This is a genomic window from Gordonia liuliyuniae (genome assembly GCF_021739025.1).
GTDB classification, from domain to species: Bacteria; Actinomycetota; Actinomycetes; order Mycobacteriales; family Mycobacteriaceae; genus Gordonia; species Gordonia liuliyuniae.
The window spans coordinates 158,981-176,096 of sequence record NZ_JAKKOT010000001.1; the positions used below are offsets into that span (position 1 = coordinate 158,981).

Sequence of the window (17,116 nt, forward strand, 5' to 3'; positions counted from 1 at the left end):
AAATCATCTTGAGTCTCATTCACTCAGGTTTCTCGATCTGTTCAACCGGGTACCCGCCGGATTCATTCCACCTAGTTGAGCCAATACCGCTCAAATGCGGGAGACGCTGGTCACAGATCGACGACTTTCCACGCATCCGCGGGCTCGAGCGACATCCGCGGCCTCCCTGAACGCCGCGGATGTCAACGAACACAGCGGATGCGTCAGCTGCGTATACCGTCAACCCATGAGCAACATCAGCTACGAGGTGCGCGACCAAGTGGCGCACGTCCGGCTCGACCGCCCCGACAAGCACAACGGCCTCACCCTCGACATGCTCGACGACCTCGCGGCCACTGCCGACCGCGTCAGCAAGGACCGCAGTGTGCGCGCCGTCGTCCTCGCAGGCGAAGGAGAGTCGTTCTCGTCCGGGCTCGACTTCGCGTCCGCGGGCAAGGAACGCACCCGGATCATGCGGAACCTGATCCCGAAACGATCGTCCGCGGCGAACAGCTTCCAGAACGCCGGATGGGCCTGGCGAAGCGTCCCGGTCCCGGTGATCGCAGTGCTGCACGGCCACTGTTACGGCGGCGGACTCCAGATCGCGCTCGGCGCCGACTTCCGGTTCGCCGCGACGACGACCGACCTGTCGATCATGGAAGCCAAGTGGGGTCTCATCCCCGACATGTCACTGTCGGCGAGCATTGCCCAACTGACGAGCATCGACGTCGCCAAGCGACTGACGATGACCGGCGAGACATTCGACGCGCACCAGGCGCTCGGATGGGGACTGGTCAGCGGTGTGTCCGACGACCCACACGGCGACGCAGACGTACTGATCGACCGGATCAAACAGCGTTCGCCCGATGCTGTGGCCGCGTCGAAGTCGCTGTTCGAGAACACCTGGTACAACGGCTCACGCCTCTCGTTCCCCGTGGAGCAGGCTTTGCAGATCCGACTCCTCCGCGGGCGCAACGCCGCCATCGCGCGCACGGCCGGACTCGCGAAGCAGAAGCCGCAGTTCGTCGAACGACAGCTGTAGGCATGGCCGCGAGCTGGCGCGAGATCGAAGACCGGGACCCGGCCGGTCCGCTGTGGCGGGCGGCTCAGATCTTCCGACTGCTCTCGTTCGTCTACGCGCTCGGCTTCCAGATCGTCATCAACGGCGACCTCACCCACCCTCGGATCACCTGGATCTTGTTCTCGGTCCTGACCGCCGCAAACATCTGGTGGACGGTCGGCTACCTCGTCGGGTTCGGGCGACGCCCCTGGTTCGTCGCCGTCGAAGTGATCGTCTCCGCGAGCATGATGCTGTCCACATCGCTCGTCACCGACGATTCCTGGATTTCGCACAATCAGACGTGGCCGACGACATTGTGGATGACGAACGCCGCGCTGTCGGCGGCGATCGTCGGCGGTCCGCTGTGGGGTGCGGTCGCCGGGTTCGCCGTCGCGGGCGCCAACTATTACGTCAAAGGCCACATCGACGTGAACTTCGGACGCAACGCGACGACCATCCTGCTCGTCTCCGCGGCCGCGGCTGTCGGGATGGCCGCGGCCCGCGCCCGGACCGTCCACGAGGAACTGACCGAAGCGATCGGCCTGGCGGCACGGTCGGCCGAACGCGAACGGCTCTCCCGCGAAGTGCACGACGGCGTACTCCAAGTACTCGCGCTCATCGCCAAGAGAGGTCGCGAGATCGGTGGGGAGACAGCCGAACTCGCTGAACTGTCCGCCGAACAGGAGCGTAGGCTCCGAGCGCTCATCGCCGACACCGCCGAACCGTCGCCCGCCTTGACCCCGACGTCACGAGACCTCGCCGCGGCGCTCCGATCGGCCGCCGCGCCCCGCGCCAACGTGAGCGCCCCCGCTCACCCGGTGACCGTCGACGCCGAGATCGCCGACGAACTGCTCGCCGCCGTCGACAACATCCTCGACAACGTCGCCCACCACGCCGGACCCGACGCACAGGCGTACATCCTCCTGGAAGACCTCGGCGACACCGTCGTCGTCTCCGTGCGCGACGACGGAATCGGCATCGAAGACGGGCGTCTCGCCGCCGCCGAAGCCGAAGGCCGCATGGGCATCTCCGCGTCGATCATCGGACGTGTCGAGAACATCGGCGGCACTGCGCGCCTGGAGTCCGCGCCCGGAGCCGGGACAGAATGGGAACTGTCCGCACCCCGCACGAAGGGCACGCCGTGAGTGAACTGAGAGTCATGGTCGTCGACGACCACCCGATGTGGCGCGACGGCGTCGCGCGCGACCTCACCGACATCGGGTTCGACGTCGTCGCCACCGCCGACAGCGTCGCATCGGCGACCGCCCGCGCGGGCGCCGTCCGACCCGACGTGGTCCTGATGGACATGAACCTGCCCGACGGCACCGGCGCGCAGGCGACCGCTGGCGTCCTCGCCGCACACCCCGGAGCGCGCGTGCTGATTCTGTCGGCGTCGGACGAACGCGACGACGTGCTCGACGCCATCAAAGCCGGTGCCACCGGCTATCTCGTGAAGAGCGCCCAGCAGTCCGAGCTGGTCGCGGCCGTCCGTGCGACCGGTGACGGGCAGACCGTGTTCACGCCGGGCCTCGCCGGACTCGTCCTCGGCGAGTACCGTCGCATGTCGCAGGGACCGGAGAACGACGCGCCCGTCCTCACCGGACGCGAGACCGAAGTGCTGCGGTACGTCGCGAAAGGCATGTCGTCCCGCCAGATCGCGACGCGCCTCGAGATCAGCCCGCGCACCGTCGAGAACCATGTCGGATCGTCACTGCGGAAACTCCAGCTCGGCAACCGCGTCGAATTGGCGCGGTACGCGATCGAGCACGGGTTGGACGCCGAGTGAGGCCCGCTCCGGTCGCGCCTGAGTACCCGCAGGGAAGTCCTCATGCTCACTAGGTAGTTCCACGCATGTTTTCACCGTCGGCCAGGTCAAGAGTGGAAACCATGAACGAGACACCGCACAACCAACCGCCCGCGGGCTCCGACCCGACGCCCGTCAACCGACTCACCGCCCCGCTCCCACCGACCTACCCCATTTCTGGTCAGCCGTTCGTGCAGTACCAGTCCAACGGCTACGCGCCGTTCCCCGCTCCCGGGCCCCGCGCCTCGTCTCCGACGTTCAGCCAGCGCGTCGCCAAAGCCGCCGAGAGCGGACTCATCGGCAAGATCCTCGCCGGAGTCGGTGTCGCCATCACCCTCTCCGGCATCGTCATGCTCCTGGTCCTGGCCGCGCAAGCCGGTTTGCTGCGCCCGGAGATCCGAGTCGCCGGCGGCGCTGTCCTCACCGGGCTCCTCGCCGGTCTCGGCGTCTGGATCGGCCGAACGCCCGCCCGCCGAGCGGGTGCCGTCGCACTCGTCGCCACCGGCATCGCAGGCCTCCTGTTCGACGTCATGGCGATGAGCACCATTTACCACTGGTTGCCCGACGTCGCAGCCCTCGCAGTCGCGGGCGTCGTCGCAGGCGTCGGACTCGGCATCGCGCACCGCTGGCACAGCCAGGCGTTGACGTTGATGGTCTCGATTCCGATGCTGGTCCTCGCCCCCGTCGTCACCGACGGCGTCGATGCGATCCTCGTCGGATTCATGCTCGTCTACGCGGCGGCGACCGTGTGGATCCAGGTGGGACGAGACTGGCCCGCCGTCTTCATCGTCAACACAGCCGCAGTCATGGTCCCGACCCTCGTCCTCACACAGACCTCCGACCAGTCGTGGCCGACGGCCTGCCTCGCGTTCGCCGGAGTCGTCATCGCCGTCGGCGCGTCGATCCTGTTGATCCGCAGCGCGAAGAACCCCGAGATCGTCGCCGTGACGTCCGCACTCGCAGCAGCACCGCTGATGTTCGCCGTCTACCCGCTCGGGACCGCGGCGACGGCCGTCCTCGCCGCGGGCGCCGCGCTCTACCTCGCCGCGGCGTTCTCCACGACCCGCCTCGTCGGCCGCGAGACGCGGATCGTGTGGCTCGTCGCCGCGAACCTGCACCTGCTGGTCGCGACCGGTTACGTCCTCGACGCCGACTACCGCCCGTCCGTCCTCATGATCGTCGGCCTCCTGCTCGCCGTCGCCGCCCCGTTCGCAGGCGATCTCGCCCTCACCGTTCGGATCCTCGGCACCGTCTTCACCGGCCTCGGCATTCTCGTCCTCACCGGTGACGGCGCGCTGCGCCAATTGGTCGCCGCTGATCCACTGACCGGCGACGGCACGCACGCCTCGCTGCTGGTCGGCGGACTGATGGGACTGGCAGCCACCGCGCTGATCACCTGGTCGTGGGTCGACGCCTACCCGGAAGCAGCCCATCGAGTCACCGTCACCGGCGCCATGATCGGCCTGTGGATGGCCACCACCGTCACACTCAGCGCTGCGCACCTGCTCTCAACCGACGCCGACGCGGCCTTCCGCGGCGGGCACGCCGCCGCCACCATCACGTGGGGCACGGCGGCCGCAGCCGGGCTGCTGTGGGCGCGCCGACTCCACGGCACCGACCGCGCAGTGGTCCTCACCGCAGGCCTGGCCGTCATGGCCGCCGCGATCGCAAAACTGTTCGTCTTCGACCTCGCCGCCCTCGACGGAGTCTTCCGCGTCATCGCGTTCATCGTCGTCGGCCTCATCCTTCTGGCGCTCGGCGTCTCGTACGCGCAAAAGCTCAGCGGGAGCGAGACCTCCGACGCGGCGCCCGTCGCCTGACAGTACCGACGAAGCGGGCCGGATCCATCAGGATCCGGCCCGCTTCGTCATGTGGAGCTACCAGTCGGCTTCGTCGTAGACGATCATGCCGCGGATGTTGCGGCCGGCGAGCATGTCGTCGTACGCCGTGTTGATGTCTTCGAGGCGGTACGTCGTAGTCACCAGATCCGTCAGATTCAAGACACCCGATCGGTACTCGTTGAGCAGTTTCGGGATCTGCGTGCGCGGGCCCGCGCCGCCGAAGATCGCACCCTGCACCCGTTTCTGCAGCAGCGTCAGTTCGAAGAGGCTCATCGGGACCTGCGAGACCATCTCACCCATTCCGACGACCATCACCTGTCCGCCCTTACCCGTCAGCGCGAGCGCGGGTGCGACGAACTCGCCCGTCATCTCACCGACCGTGAGGATCACGCTGTTGGCCAGCCTCCCCCACGTCATCTCGCCGACCGGCCCGAGCGCGTCCTCCACGCTTTCGAAAGTGTGTGTGGCGCCGAGCTTCTCGGCCATGTCGCGCTTGAACTTGACCGGGTCGACCGCGACGACGAACCGAGCACCCGCGGCTTTCGCACCCTGCACCGCGTTGATGCCGACACCGCCGACGCCGACCACCACGACAGTGTCGCCGACCTTCGTGCCGCCAATCTCCGACGCAGACCCCCAACCCGTCGCGATGCCGCAGCCCAGGAGCGCGGCCTCTTTCAACGGGATGTCTCCCTCGATCTTCACCAGCGACGCTTCGTGCACAGTGATGTGCGGGGAGAACGTGCCGAGCAGACACATCTGCGCCAGACCCGTATCACCCTGGGTCACGCGATGCGACTTGTCCGCGATCGACAGACCCGACAACAGTCCGGCACCCTCGTCGCACAAGTTCTGTGCGCCTCGCGAACACGGCTCGCAGACACCGCACGCCGGGATGAACGCGGTCACCACATGGTCGCCCTCGGCGAACCGGGTGACGCCCGGGCCGACCTTGGTGACCACGCCGGACCCCTCGTGTCCGCCGACGACCGGGAACGGGACAGGCGATTGACCGGTCCGCAGGTGATGGTCGGAGTGGCACAACCCCGACGCCACCAGACGGACCTGTACCTCGCCTGCGACAGGATCGCCGAGTTCAACCTCCTCGATCTTCCATTCTTCTCCGACGCCGTGCAGAACCGCGGCTTTCGTCTTCATCAACGACTCACTCTCGTTCTAGTAATCGACTACCCGGATCGTGTCGCGCGGCGAGGTGACGAGCACTGTGACCGCAGTCTCATCCTGCACGGACGTGTACCCCGGCGGGCGAATTCGTCGGAATCGGTCACCACCTGCGCTATCACCTGAACGGAGGGCTGCGGCAGCACCGCGAAATGGAAAAATGCACGTCCCGCCACGTAGCATCCCCGCTGTGACGAAAGCCGGATCGATCAGCGGACCCCAGTCGCACCCGACACCGAACGAGGATGCGGCCGCCGGAACGAACTCGGGATACCGCCTCGACCTCGACGGTCTGCGTGGCATCGCGATCTTCCTCGTCGCGATCTTTCACGTCTGGTTCGGCCGGGTGTCCGGCGGCGTCGACGTCTTCCTCACCCTCTCCGGCTACTTCTTCGTAGCGTCACTGCTCAAGCACGTCATCAGGACGAATCCGTCCGACCAGAGCTGGTCGGTGGCGATCAACCCGTGGCCGCGACTGTCGAGAATGCTCCGCCGCCTCGTTCCGGCACTGTTCCTGCTCCTCGCCGCGGTCGCCGCCCTGACCTGGTGGCTGATGCCGTCGACGCGGTGGGCGCCACTCGGCAAAGAACTCGTCGCCTCGGCCTTCTACTACCAGAACTATCATCTGGCGTTCGCCTCCCAGGACTACGGCGCAGCCGACTCCGCAGTCAGCCCGCTCCAGCACCTGTGGTCGATGGCGATGCAGGGCCAGTTCTTCTTCATCACGATCGTCTGTGCGCTCGCCCTCGGCGGCCTGTTGAAGCTCGGCGCCCGATTCTGGCCGGTGTTGGGCAGGCCCAAGGTGATCACCGGCGTCGTCGGAGGCAGCCTCGCATTCGTCGCGCTGGTGTCCTTCGCGTGGGCCAACTATCGGCACGGAATCAACCAGCCGTTCAACTATTACGACACGATCGCCCGCGTGTGGGAGCCGATCACCGGCGGACTGCTCGCCATCTGGATGCCGCGGATCAAGCTGGCCGACTGGCTGCGAACGGTGCTCACCGCGGCCGCCGTCGTCCTCATCGCATCATCGGGTATCTGGATCACCGGCGTCGAGCAGTACCCGGCGTACATGGCGCTCGTGCCCGCAGGCTCCACGCTGCTGCTGATCTGGCTCGGCTCGTCGGCCACCGCACCCCGCCGGATCCCGGGCAACGACCTGTCCCCCGGCGGCCGCGTCCTCGCCCACCCGTGGATCGTCTGGCTCGGCTCCATCGCCTACGCCCTCTACCTGTGGCACTGGCCGCTGCTGATCTTCTACATGGCGTGGCGTTTCAAGGACGACGTCTCGTTCATCGAAGGCACCGCGATCCTCATCGCGTCGGTGATCATCGCGTGGGTCACGACCAAGTTCGTCGAAGCGCCGTTGCGCGCCGGCCGCGGCGACGGATTCTCCACGCGGTACCGCAAGATCATGGCCGTCGGGCTGGTCGTCGCCACCCTGTTCGCGCTCGGCAGCGCCGGGTACTGGGAGTACCGCGCCGACCACCGGTACGTCGACACCACGAACCTCAACCCGCGCGACTACCCGGGGGCACGCGCGTTCCTCAGCGACTTCCCGACACCCGCCATCGAGGCGGTCCCGTCACCGGAGGCCGCCGAAGGCGATTGGCCGATCAACCACCGCCCCCACTTCTCCAACTTCGGCGACCCCTCCATCAAGGTCGGCGTCTACGGCGACCCGAAGGCCACACGGACGATCGCCGTCGTCGGCGGATCGCACTCCGAGCATTGGATGACGGCTCTCGACGTGATCGGCAAGAAGCGTGGCTTCCGCGTCACCACCTATATGAAGGCCGGGTGCGCGATGAGCACCGAAGCCGCCGTCGAGTTCAACGGCCGACTGCTCACCGAATGCAACGACTGGTCGCAACGGGTCGCCGACCGACTGGACGAGGACAAGCCGGACGTCGTGTTCACGACCGCCTCGCGGCCCGCCGACGACGGCCCCGGCGACGTTACGCCGAAGGGCTACCTCGACTACTTCAGTTTGTTCCGCGATCGCGGCCAGAAGGTGATCGCCGTCCGTGACACCCCGTGGACGCACGGTCCGATGGTCCCCCGCGATTGCATCGCAGCAGGTGAGAGTCCGGACGTGTGCGGTGTCTCGCGCGAACGCGCGCTCTCGGACGTCAGCCCGATCGACGCGATCGCCGACGACTTCCCGAACATCACGTTCCTCGACTACAGCGACGCGTTCTGCCGGGACGGCTACTGCCCGGCAGTGGTGGGCAACATACTCGTCTGGCACGACACCCACCATCTGACGACTGCCTTCGTCCGCAGCCTGATCCCGTACCTGGACGCCGACATCGGACAGGCGACCCAGTGGTGGCCGCTCCAGCCGCCCATGTTCCGGTAGGCGGCTCCAGCGGCGGACAGGTGAGCATTCAGGAGGGCATTTTCAGACGGCACCGCACCGAGGCTGTCGGCGACGTCCCGTCCGCCGCGACGAGCACCACGTCGTAGCGGCCCGCCGCCCGGCAGTCGAGGAGCGCCCTGACCGGCGACGCCGACCGCAGGACGTACGGCCCGAGCGCGTCACTGCGAGCCTGGTCGAACTCGAACGTGGCAGGTTCCGGCGACGTCCCGCCGGCCAGCACGATCGACGCCGACGTGCCGTCTCTCTCGGCGACGGTGATCAGCACTCCCCCGTCGTCGTCCAAGAGAGACGCGCCGACAGCGAGCGCGGAAACGACGCCTGCCGCACCGCCGTCGACGTCGAAGGTGCGCAGACAGCCCGTCGCACCGATCCCGTCACGGACCGCCTCCGACACCGACCCGACGCCGCGCCGATCAGCAGGGACTGCGCCGACATGGATCACGGCGGCGATCGCCGAGACCGGGAAGCGGGCGTCGTGCAACGCTGCGTACGCCGCCCGCACCGGGACTACCGAGGGTACGGCGACGCCTGCGGTCACCGCGAGACCGGCCACGTCCAATCCGGGTGTTCCGGTCGTCACCATGCGCTCACGCTATTCCGGCTGCGCCGGACGCCTATTCGCTTGAATGACGCCGCACTCGACGTCAGCGCGCACGCAGTGAATCGACGACGGCGCGGGGCCGCGAACCGAGGGATTCACGCAGGTGGTTGCGGAGCACGCTGAAGATCGAACAGTGACCGCAGGGGGCGATCACGCCCGTCGCGTCCAGCCCGTACGCGTCGCACAGCATCACGGCACGGCCCACGTGAAAGTTCTGGGTGACGATCAACGCTGATCGAATCCCGAAGCGGTCGGCGGCACGCTCACAGGTGGCGGCCGTGTTGAGCCCGAGACCGTCGTCGACGATCGCTGTCGGCGGAATGCCTGCGCTCTCCAGATAGGCGCGCATCACCCGGACTTCGTTGCCTGCATCGTCGGCATCGTTGCCCGACACGAGAATCCGGTCGGCGCGCCGCTCGCGGTACAGGTCGACTGCGACGTCGAGGCGGGCACGAACGTAGTCGCCCGGCTGTCCGTCGTCGACTTTCGAGCCGAGGACGATCACCGTGTGCGGTGCGCCGTCGGGGACCTCGTCGGAGCCGACCACCCGGCCGCGCGAAGCGACGGCCACCCACGCTGACGTGACCGCGACCAGCACTTCCACGACGACGACCGCCAGTAACACGAGGAGTCCGAACCGGCGTCGACTGAGCACCCGTTCACGGTAGTGGGCGCCGCTGCGGGGCACTCAATCGTGCGGGACCGGCTGCCCGAATCAGACTTTGTGCGTCGTGTCACAATTGGGGCCGATCGTGCGTGGTGGGCGCACGCGTGAGGGAGGGAGACCCGACATGCAGTACATGCCGGTCACCGATTCGATGTTCTTGATCGCGGAGACCCGCGATCAGCCGATGCACGTCGGTGGACTGCAGTTGTTCGTCCCGCGCGAGGGACAGACCCCCGACGATCTCGCTGAGGAGATGGCGGAGAAGTTCCACGTCCCGAGCGGCGACGTCTCGTCGATGTTTTTGAAACGCCCGGCGACTCCCGCCCAGATCGCCGGCTACACGGCGTGGTCGTACGACGATGACATCGACATGGACTACCACGTGCGCCGCGCCATCCTGCCTCGGCCGGGCGCCATCCGCGACCTGCTGCAATACGTGTCCCTCAACCACGGGGGCCTCCTCGATCGGCGTCGCCCGATGTGGGAGTCCCACATCATCGAAGGCTTGGCCGACGGTCGGATCGCGGTGTACACGAAGATCCACCATTCGGTGGTGGACGGCGTGACCTCGCTGCGGCTGCTGCAGCGGTGTCTGTCGACGGACCCCGACGACCGGTCGGGCACCGCGGTCTGGGACGAACGGCCGAAGCGCCGGCGCCGTGCGGAGAAGGACGCGCAGAAGCAGACCGAGAAGGCCGAACCCAAAGCGAAGGGCCTGCTGTCGTCCATCACGGGCGCCGTCGCGCAGGTCGTCGACGTCGCCGACCAGGTGGTCGGGCTGGCGCCGGCCGCGGCGAAGATCGCCGTCGCCGGTGTCACCGACAAGGATTACGTCGCGCCGCTGAAGCAGGCCCCGAGCACCATCCTCAACGTGTCAATCGGATCGGCGCGACGCTTCGCTGCGCAAGACTGGCCGATCGAACGACTCCGTGCCGTCGGAAAAGCCCAGGGCATGACATTGAACGACGTGATGGTCGCAATGTGCTCCGGCGCTCTGCGCACGTATCTGGCCGACCAGGACGCGCTGCCCGACGAGTCGCTGATCGCCGTGCAACCGGTGTCCTTGCACAGCGACGGTGATTCGGACGGCAACTCGATCACCGCGATCGCCGTGCGGATGGCGACCGATCTCGCCGACCCCGCCGAACGAGTCGCCGCGATCAAGGCGTCGACCGACAGCGCGAAGGCCGCAGTTCGCGGCCTCCGTCCCCTGCAGGCTCTGGCGCTCGGCGCGGCGATCGTCTGGCCGCTCGCATTCACCACGATTCCTGGGTTCGTCCAGTACACGCCGTCCGGCTTCAACCTGATGATCTCGAGCGTCCCCGGCCCCGAAGAGCAGTTGTACTGGAACGGCGCCCGGCTCGACGGCTGCTACCCGGTGTCGATTCCCCTCGAGGGGATGGCGTTGAACATCACGATCGCCACGATCTCCGGCAAAGCCAACTTCGGTGTCACCGGCGCGCGCGCCGAACTCCCCAGTCTTCAGCGCATCCTCGACCATCTGGAGACGACCCTCGCCGAGCTGGAGGCTCTGCCGCCGAAGGCCTAGTCGCGGCCCGGCTCGACGAACGGAGTCGGACCCGTCGAGGGTCCGACTCCGTTCATCTCAGCCGAGGGTCACGCGGCGGCCGATGCGGCATCTTCTTCGGTAGCTGGGGTCTCGTCGGCTGGGGTCTCGTCGGCTGGGGTCTCGTCGGCTGGGGTCTCGTCGGCTGGGGTCTCGTCGGCTGGGGTCTCGTCGGCTGGAGTCTCGTCGGCTGGAGTCTCGTCGGCTGGAGTCTCGTCGGCTGGAGTCTCAGCCTCGGGGGTCTCGTCGGCTGGGGTCTCTTGGGCTGGGGCCTCTTCAACGACTGTCTCGTCCTCCGACGGAGCCGTCTCTGTCTCGGTGGGGGTTGTCTCGGTCTCGGTGGGGGTTGTCCCTGTCTCGGTGGGGGTTGTGTCGGTGGGAGCCTCGACAGTTCCGTCCGACTCGGCCGGAGTATTCACCGTGACTTCTTCGGTGCCGACCGCGGCGCCGGGGGCCGCGGCGGCGGGGGCCTCGGCGTCTGCGGCCTCCGTCGGAGCACTCTTCGCTGCGACAACCGTGGACTTCGCGGTGGTCACCGTGCCCTTCGCGCCGAACAGGTCCGTCTCGATCTTCGGTCCGTCGTCGGACATCACGATGCGGATGAGGTCATCGGTGAACTTCGGGATGATGTTCGCGCCCAGGAGTTCCATGATCTCTTTCGAGATCGGCAGCTCGATGCCCAGCGACTCCTGGACTGCGCTGAAGTCCGCGAGCACCTTCAGCGGGTTGCCGAGAGCCAGCGAGAGAGGGTTCTTGATGGCGTAGACGACTGGGCCGTCGCCCTCCTGTGACTTCTGGAAGATGAATAGCACGCTGGTGCACGACGAGAGGTTGGCGCCGGTCGTCGGGTCCGTCACGGTCGCCGAGCCGTAGACCGCGGTACAGATCGACTGGGCCTCGTTCAAGTCGCCGTTGCCCGATGCTGCCGCGACACCGCCGAGTGCGATAGCGGTGGCGTCGTTCCCGAGGCCGACGGCCAGCGCGATGCCACCGGGCAACGCCTTCGCGTTCGCCTGGGCGTCACCGATTCCGGCCGCCAGCGCGAACCCGCCGAGATTCGCATGGGCCAGGCCGGTGGCACCCAGACCGCCGATGCCGATCGCGCCGCTCAGAACGTAGTCGGCGATCGCCGTTCCGGTACCGCCCACGCCCATGGCAGACGCGAAGCCGCTACCGGAGATCGTCGCGCTGCCCGGGAACAACAGGCTCGGGTTCCACTGTGAGCCGAGATCGAGGGGCAGCGCGATGGCCTTGTTCAGATCGCCCAGCTTGATGCCGAGGTCGGGTGCGAGGAGGCCGAGGATGGCGTCGGCGCCCTGGGCGATCACGGACGGAGTTGCGGTGGAGCAGTCGACGGACCATTTGAGGACGGTGTCGCTGGTCCGCCCCTCGCCCGGGTCGCACGAGTAGGTGGGCAGAGCGGTCGTCTCGGCTGCGGATGCCGGGGCCGCCATGCCGCCTGCGATCAGGGTCGCCGAGGCGAATGTCGCCAGGAGTCCCTTATGGAGTGTCGACTTCTCCACGTCAACTCCTTCTTCTATGTGGTTCCTGTCCGGAACACGGAGATCGCGAGAAATGGCCACGACCGGTTCCGACGCTAAGCCGAGGAGTTACTCGCGAGTAGGGAATCGCTCAACCGGAGTGTTCTACGGCACATTTTCGCCGGGGAATGCGATAGATCATGCCGATGCAGGATGTGACGTTCCGCTCGGACCGCCTGTGATCATCGTTCAGCACGGCTCGGAACACGAGGGTCAACGGCACCACGAAACAACAGAACGGAGCCGTCTCGGCCTCAGCCTCGGCGACAGGGGCCTCTGCGGCGGGAGCCTCTACCTCGATCGCGTCCTCCGACTCGGCCGGAGCGCCTGCCGTCACGTCACCCGCGGTGACCGCGTCGTCAGTGACCGCGTCGGCAGCGACTGCGTCATCGTCCGCAGCCTGGGGCGACGTGTGCTTCGCCGCGAGAGCAGTCGGCGTCGCAGTGGTCGCCGCGTCCTTCGCGCCGAACAGGTCCGTCTCGATCTTCGGTCCGTCGTCGGACATCACGATGCGGATGAGGTCGTCGGTGAACGTCGGCATGAAGCCGACGCCGAGGAGATCGGTGACCGCCTTCGGGAACGGCAGTTCCAACCCCAGTTGCTCGGCCATGCCGATCACCGGCAACAGTTCAGCGAGCGGTGACGCAAGCGCGAGGGAGAACGGGTTCTTGACGGCGTACACCACCGGGCCGTCGCCCTGCTGCGATTGTTGGAAGATGAACAGGACACTGGTGCAGGATGAGAGATTGTCGCCGCCGTCGCTGACCGACGCGGTCCCGTACAACGCAGTGCACACGGTGCTCGCTGACGACTGCCCGGCGAGGAGCCGGAAATCGTCGCATCGCCGGTGAGAATGCCGAGCACCCCGATTGCGAACGCCTTGTTGAGATCGCTCAGCTTGAGGCCGAGGTCGGGCGCCACCAGCGCGATGAGCGCATCCGCGCCTTGCGCGATGAGCGAAGGGCTGGCTGCCGTGCAGTCGACAGAACCACCGAGGAGCCACTCGGTTTTCGTCAGGACATCCGCATTCACGGCACGCATGCGCCTCGTCAAGGTGAGAACTGTGCCACCGTCGCCGCGGTCGCCTCTCGCACCCATGCGCCCTTGTCCGACGTCACACGAACTCCACCGTGTGTGAACTTGGCCCACACCCTACTGGCGAGTAACATTAGGTTTGGAAACCTGGAAGCCGTTGCAACCTGCGAAGTTAGGTAATCCTTGGCGGCGCACGACGGGGGCGAAGCCTTACGGTTACCAGGAGAAAAACGTCGACTTAGACGCGGGCATCGGCCGCTCACGTCGAGTCTTGGTACGACCTGAAGAAAGGCCGGTACTTCCAATGACGACGACCACGATCGTGATCGGATCGATCGCCGCGTTCATCAGCCTGGTGTGTTGGGCACTGTTCCTGCGGGGCGTGTTCACCATGATCCGCTCCATAGCGCAAGGCCAGAAGGTCGACGCGCAGCGCTTCGCGCACCCGGGCAAGCGCCTGATGACGATGCTGAAAGAGTTCGTCGCACACACGCGGATGGTCAAATTCCGCACCGTGGGCTGGGCTCACTGGCTCGTGATGTTCGGCTTCCTGATCGGTGCGATCTTCTGGTTCGAAGCCTACGGGCAGATCTTCGACCCCGAATTCCACTGGCCGGTGATCGGCGCCTGGAACATCTACATCTTCGCCGACGAGGTTCTCGGGCTGGGAACGGTGATCGGCATCTCGGTGATGATGATCATCCGCCAGCTCAATCACCCGCGTCGCCCCGGTCGCCTCTCACGCTTCTCTGGTTCGCGTTTCGGCGCCGCGTACTTCGTCGAGCTCGTCGTCCTCATCGAGGGCCTCGGCATGATCTTCGTGAAGACCTTCAAGATCTCATCGGGCATCGAGGACCCGCCGATCTGGACCTCGTTCTTCACCCACTACTTCGCGCAACTCTTCGATGGCTGGTCCGTGTACTGGGTGACCGCCGCCGCGGTCATAAAACTGATGTCCGGCATGATCTGGCTGGCCGTGGTCGGCCTCAACATCGACTGGGGTGTGGCGTGGCACCGTTTCGCCGCGTTCCCCAACATCTTCTTCAAGCGTGAGTCCGACGGCGGCGTCGCCCTCGGCGCCGCGAAGCCGATGATGAGTCAGGGCAAGGTCCTCGACATGGAGACCGCCGACCCCGACGTCGACGCTTTCGGCGCAGGCAAGGTCGAGGACTTCTCGTGGAAGGGCTGGCTGGACTTCACCACCTGCACCGAGTGCGGTCGCTGCCAGTCGCAGTGTCCGGCCTGGAACACCGGTAAGCCGCTGTCGCCGAAGCTGATGATCATGGCGCTGCGCGACCACGGCCAGGCGAAAGCCCCGTACCTGTTCGCAGGCGGCAGCAAAGACACGGGCGGCGACGAGGTCGGCATCGTCGACAAGGACGGCAACGTCGATCAGGCGAAGCTCGACGCGGTTCCGGCCGCGGCACTCGCCGAGGCCGACCGCAAGCTGGTCGGCGACTCCCTCGGCGGAGACCCGGCAGGCGCTGTCATCGACGCCGAAGCGCTCTGGTCGTGCACCACGTGTGGTGCGTGTGTCGAGCAGTGCCCGGTCGACATCGAGCACGTCGACCACTTCATCGACATGCGTCGCTACCAGGTCCTGATCGAATCGGACTTCCCGACCGAGCTGGCCGGCATGTTCAAGAATCTCGAGAACAAGGGCAACCCGTGGGGGCAGAACTCCTCGCAGCGGACCGCTTGGATCGACGAGATGGACATCGACATCCCGGTCTACGGCAAGGACGTCGAATCGTTCGAAGGCTACGAGTACCTCTTCTGGGTCGGCTGCGCCGGCGCGTACGAGGACCGTGCGAAGAAGACCACGAAGGCCGTAGCCGAACTGCTCGACATCGCTGCCGTCGACTTCCTGGTCCTCGGTCAGGGCGAGACCTGCACTGGCGACTCCGCTCGCCGCGCGGGCAACGAGTTCCTGTTCCAGATGCTGGCGCAGCAGAACATCGAGACGTTCAACGAGCTGTTCGCGACCGCACCGACCCAGCGCAAGAAGATCGTCGTGACCTGTGCGCACTGCTTCAACGCACTCGGGAACGAGTACCCGCAGGTCGGCGGCGAGTACGAGGTGGTTCACCACACGCAGCTGCTGAACCGCCTCGTCCGAGAGAAGCGGCTCGTTCCGGTCTCCCCGGTCGGCGGCCAGGCCATCACGTACCACGACCCCTGCTACCTGGGTCGGCACAACAAGGTCTACGACGCTCCGCGTGAACTGATGGACGCCGCGGGCGGTCAGCTGACCGAGATGCCGCGTCACGGTGAACGCTCGATGTGCTGTGGCGCCGGCGGTGCGCGCATGTGGATGGAAGAGCAGATCGGTAAGCGCATCAACGTCGACCGCGTCGACGAGGCGCTCGACACGCTCTCCACGACACAGGCTCCGGCTGGCGACGGTGCCACGAAGAAGATCGCGACCGGCTGCCCGTTCTGCCGCGTCATGCTGACCGACGGTGTGACCGCACAGACCAGCGGCACCGAGGAAGAGGGCAAGGTCGAGGTCGTCGACGTCGCGCAGATGATCCTCGAGGGGGTGCTCCGCGGACGCGAAACCGTCGAACGCGGTGGCAAGTTCCTGCACCCGATCCAGTCCGAACCGGCTCCCGAGCCCGAACCGGTGCCGGCAGCGAAGGTCGAAGCGCCTGCCGCCGCGGCTCCGGCCGACGCCAAACCCGCGGTGGGTCTTGCACCCAAGGGCGGCGGACTCAAGAAGCCCGGCGGATTGAAGAAGCCGGGCGGGGCGCCCAAGCCAGGCGGGGCAGCAGCACCTGCGGCCGAGGCGACCGAAGCCGCACCGGCCAAGGGGCTGGCCATGGGCGGCGGGCTCAAGAAGCCCGGCGGTTTGAAGAAGCCGGGTGGAGCGCCCAAGCCGGGAGGTGCAGCAGCACCGGCCGCTCCTGCGGCCGAGACCGCAGCGCCCGCCGCAACCGAGGCTTCGGAAGGCAAGGCCAAGGGATTCGGCATGGCAGGAGGGTTGAAGAAGCCCGGCGCCAAGAAGCCGGGAGCACCCAAGCCTGCCGCAGCTGCACCGGAGCCGGAAGCTGCTGCTGAAGCCTCGACCGAGGCACCGACCGCCACATCGGAGGCTCCCGCAGAGCCCTCGGTGACCGGAGGGACCGAGGGCAAGGCCAAGGGATTCGGCATGGCGGGCGGGATCAAGAAGCCCGGCGCCAAGAAGCCGGGAGCACCCAAGCCAGCCGCAGCGGCTCCGGAGCCGGAACCTCCTGCCGAGCCCCAGCCTGAAGTCCAAGCCGAGTCTGAAGCCCCCGAGCCTGAAGCCCCGGAACCTGAGGCTCCGGAACCTGAGTCGACCGAAGCATCGGCCGCTCCGGCATCGGATGACCGGACGATCACCGAGACCGGTACCGCGAAGGCGAAAGGCTTCGGCCTAGCGGCCGGGAAGAAGCGCCCCGGCGCAAAGTAGCCCGAACCGCTGACGACGTTGGC

The 17,116-nt window shown here is 66.9% G+C and carries 12 protein-coding genes; 7 read left to right on the forward strand and 5 right to left on the reverse strand.

The annotated features are described in order from the left end of the window. The first annotated feature begins 226 nt into the window (after nt 1–226). From L5G28_RS00770 to L5G28_RS00785, 4 genes are all read left to right on the forward strand, one after another. Nucleotides 227–1,021, forward strand: coding sequence for a crotonase/enoyl-CoA hydratase family protein (locus L5G28_RS00770; protein ID WP_236999899.1), 795 nt, complete (start codon nt 227–229; stop codon nt 1,019–1,021). A gap of 2 nt (nt 1,022–1,023) precedes the next feature. Further along, on the forward strand, nt 1,024–2,184 hold the full coding sequence (gene macS / locus L5G28_RS00775; RefSeq protein ID WP_236999900.1) for a MacS family sensor histidine kinase: 1,161 nt from the start codon (nt 1,024–1,026) through the stop codon (nt 2,182–2,184). Further along, nucleotides 2,145–2,825 (forward strand): response regulator, encoded by a 681-nt coding sequence (locus tag L5G28_RS00780; protein WP_236999901.1) that lies wholly within the window; start codon nt 2,145–2,147, stop codon nt 2,823–2,825. Before macS ends, L5G28_RS00780 begins: the two co-directional genes overlap by 40 nt. 101 nt (nt 2,826–2,926) lie before the next feature. Next, complete coding sequence (locus L5G28_RS00785) at nt 2,927–4,663, forward strand: DUF2339 domain-containing protein (RefSeq protein ID WP_236999902.1); 1,737 nt, start codon at nt 2,927–2,929, stop codon at nt 4,661–4,663. A gap of 57 nt (nt 4,664–4,720) precedes the next feature. On the opposite strand, the gene L5G28_RS00790 is transcribed toward L5G28_RS00785, so the two are convergent. Then, nucleotides 4,721–5,842 carry an NDMA-dependent alcohol dehydrogenase gene (locus L5G28_RS00790; protein WP_236999965.1) on the reverse strand — a complete coding sequence of 374 codons (1,122 nt, stop codon included), beginning with the start codon at nt 5,840–5,842 and terminating at the stop codon, nt 4,721–4,723. A 184-nt stretch (nt 5,843–6,026) separates the two neighbouring features. Here L5G28_RS00790 and L5G28_RS00795 point away from each other — a divergent pair, with 184 nt between their 5' ends. After that, complete coding sequence (locus tag L5G28_RS00795) at nt 6,027–8,228, forward strand: acyltransferase family protein (RefSeq protein WP_372477133.1); 2,202 nt, start codon at nt 6,027–6,029, stop codon at nt 8,226–8,228. A 28-nt stretch (nt 8,229–8,256) separates the two neighbouring features. On the opposite strand, the gene L5G28_RS00800 is transcribed toward L5G28_RS00795, so the two are convergent. Then, complete coding sequence (locus L5G28_RS00800; RefSeq protein ID WP_236999904.1) at nt 8,257–8,832, reverse strand: hypothetical protein; 576 nt, start codon at nt 8,830–8,832, stop codon at nt 8,257–8,259. Between the two features lie 61 nt (nt 8,833–8,893). After that, the gene (locus L5G28_RS00805) at nt 8,894–9,505 is read right to left on the reverse strand and encodes a SanA/YdcF family protein (protein ID WP_236999905.1); all 612 of its coding nucleotides are present in this window, start codon (nt 9,503–9,505) and stop codon (nt 8,894–8,896) included. Nucleotides 9,506–9,641: 136 nt separating this feature from the next. Here L5G28_RS00805 and L5G28_RS00810 point away from each other — a divergent pair, with 136 nt between their 5' ends. Beyond that, nucleotides 9,642–11,066 (forward strand): WS/DGAT/MGAT family O-acyltransferase, encoded by a 1,425-nt coding sequence (locus L5G28_RS00810; RefSeq protein WP_236999906.1) that lies wholly within the window; start codon nt 9,642–9,644, stop codon nt 11,064–11,066. A gap of 68 nt (nt 11,067–11,134) precedes the next feature. Here L5G28_RS00810 and L5G28_RS00815 read toward each other — a convergent pair whose 3' ends face one another. After that, entirely contained in the window at nt 11,135–12,607 is a 1,473-nt protein-coding gene (locus L5G28_RS00815) for a hypothetical protein (RefSeq protein ID WP_236999907.1), read from the reverse strand. A gap of 109 nt (nt 12,608–12,716) precedes the next feature. Beyond that, the gene (locus L5G28_RS00820) at nt 12,717–13,421 is read right to left on the reverse strand and encodes a hypothetical protein (protein ID WP_236999908.1); all 705 of its coding nucleotides are present in this window, start codon (nt 13,419–13,421) and stop codon (nt 12,717–12,719) included. 543 nt (nt 13,422–13,964) lie between these two features. Here L5G28_RS00820 and L5G28_RS00825 point away from each other — a divergent pair. After that, on the forward strand, nt 13,965–17,093 hold the full coding sequence (locus L5G28_RS00825) for a (Fe-S)-binding protein (RefSeq protein WP_236999909.1): 3,129 nt from the start codon (nt 13,965–13,967) through the stop codon (nt 17,091–17,093). The last annotated feature ends 23 nt before the right edge of the window (nt 17,094–17,116 follow it).

Excerpts from the sequence above, each read along its gene's own strand:
- L5G28_RS00795 (WP_372477133.1), top strand. The coding sequence starts at position 6,027 with ATGCACGTCCCGCCACGTAGCATCCCCGCTGTGACGAAAGCCGGATCG.
- L5G28_RS00810 (WP_236999906.1), top strand. The coding sequence starts at position 9,642 with ATGCAGTACATGCCGGTCACCGATTCGATGTTCTTGATCGCGGAGACC.
- L5G28_RS00780 (WP_236999901.1), top strand. The coding sequence starts at position 2,145 with ATGGGAACTGTCCGCACCCCGCACGAAGGGCACGCCGTGAGTGAACTG.
- L5G28_RS00825 (WP_236999909.1), top strand. The coding sequence starts at position 13,965 with ATGACGACGACCACGATCGTGATCGGATCGATCGCCGCGTTCATCAGC.
- macS (WP_236999900.1), top strand. The coding sequence starts at position 1,024 with ATGGCCGCGAGCTGGCGCGAGATCGAAGACCGGGACCCGGCCGGTCCG.
- L5G28_RS00790 (WP_236999965.1), bottom strand. The coding sequence starts at position 5,842 with ATGAAGACGAAAGCCGCGGTTCTGCACGGCGTCGGAGAAGAATGGAAG.
- L5G28_RS00800 (WP_236999904.1), bottom strand. The coding sequence starts at position 8,832 with ATGGTGACGACCGGAACACCCGGATTGGACGTGGCCGGTCTCGCGGTG.
- L5G28_RS00785 (WP_236999902.1), top strand. The coding sequence starts at position 2,927 with ATGAACGAGACACCGCACAACCAACCGCCCGCGGGCTCCGACCCGACG.
- L5G28_RS00770 (WP_236999899.1), top strand. The coding sequence starts at position 227 with ATGAGCAACATCAGCTACGAGGTGCGCGACCAAGTGGCGCACGTCCGG.